The organism is Pseudomonas sp. P4_C3, assembly GCF_056402075.1.
Window position 1 is genome coordinate 1 of sequence record NZ_JBFUIC010000632.1, and the last position, 1,252, is coordinate 1,252.

Annotated in this window: 1 protein-coding gene and 1 pseudogene; one reads left to right on the forward strand and one right to left on the reverse strand. The window is 58.5% G+C overall.

All coding sequences use genetic code 11. The annotated features are described in order from the left end of the window. Positions 1 to 18: 18 nt before the first annotated feature. Positions 19 to 591, reverse strand: coding sequence for a hypothetical protein (locus AC1DVH_RS31325; RefSeq protein WP_477757051.1), 573 nt, complete (start codon positions 589 to 591; stop codon positions 19 to 21). Between the two features lie 336 nt (positions 592 to 927). Between AC1DVH_RS31325 and AC1DVH_RS31330 the strand changes: the two are divergent. Beyond that, positions 928 to 1,252, forward strand: a pseudogene (locus tag AC1DVH_RS31330) (TonB-dependent receptor); the annotation flags it as partial.

Sequence of the window (1,252 nt, forward strand, 5' to 3'; positions counted from 1 at the left end):
GGCGTGCTTCGTCGATAGCTACCCCGGTACCGAGGATTTTTGCGCACCGACACTGCCCGCCCTACCGGCGACTGCAAGTGCCACGCAACAAGCCAGTAACGAGAATGCGGCGAATGCGCCCATCACATGCAGATAAGGCAACACGTGATTCCAGGCTCGAGCCACCCCCAGGAATGCGGCGAATAGCCAACCGCTCATGGAAAGCGCACCCAACAAGGCAAGCCGCGTGCGCCCTGCACTGCGCAGTGCGACGAATGGAGCCTTTTGCAGCAGCGGGAAACCAACTCGATGCAACAATGCACCGTTCAGACTAAGCAGCGCGACGACAGTCACCTTGGCCCAGAGTTTCTGATTGAGCAGATACGCGTCGCCTTCATTGAGGTAACCCTGGAGCACCAGCAACAATCCGCTTGCCCAAAGGCCCAGCAGTGCGAGGCTGACGATCTTCCGGGTTTCATCAAGGTACTCGAGCCGCGCCTGGTCCAGTATTTCCTTGCGCCAGCTCCAAAGCTTGTGATCCGCCTGCAACACCCTCCCCAGGGCAATACACGTAGCGAGCAGATGACCGTATACGAGAAGCATTTTGAGCATTGCCTTGACCTTATTATTGTTTGGGCGCTGCGTTCCCTGCTTCGCTAAATTGAAAACGAATGATACAAATTAGCAGTTGCGTTTTCAAGACAAGCGCCTAATAACATGTGCCGAAACCGACCTCCATACAACTTTCGTCGTATTTGGAAACAGTCATTCCTGTGGCGGATGAATGCCGCATCCCCCCTCATCGTCGGAATGCTGTAAACCGTTGTAGCGCTGCATCGCGGCCGCCCTGCCCTTGGCGTGCAAAAAGCAAGATTGCCATGTGCTCCCTTCGTTCTTTCTTGCGTCGCACTGTTCTTTGCCCGTTCCTGTACATCTGGAGTTTCCCCCATGCCCCCGCCTGAATACTTGCCCGCTGCGCTGCTGGGCCTGGCCCTTGTTTGTCCGGCCATGGCCGAGGCCCAGAGCCTGGAGCTGGGGCAAGTGCTGATCGGGGCTGAGGACCAGAGCGACGAAGACCAGGGGATCGAGGACGCCATGGCGCGGCTGGCCCAAGTGCCCGGCGGCACCAATGTGGTCGACATGCGTCGCCCGTTGCAGGGCCGCGTGGCCAGCAATCAGGATGTGCTGGCTTACCAGCCGGGGATCTACGCCCAGTCGGCGGGCAACGAAGGGGTGAAGATCTCGATCCGCGGATCAGGCATCAACCGTGCAC

Bases quoted from the DNA above. Each gene is read 5' to 3' on its own strand.
- AC1DVH_RS31325 (WP_477757051.1), bottom strand. From the start codon at position 591: ATGCTCAAAATGCTTCTCGTATACGGTCATCTGCTCGCTACGTGTATT.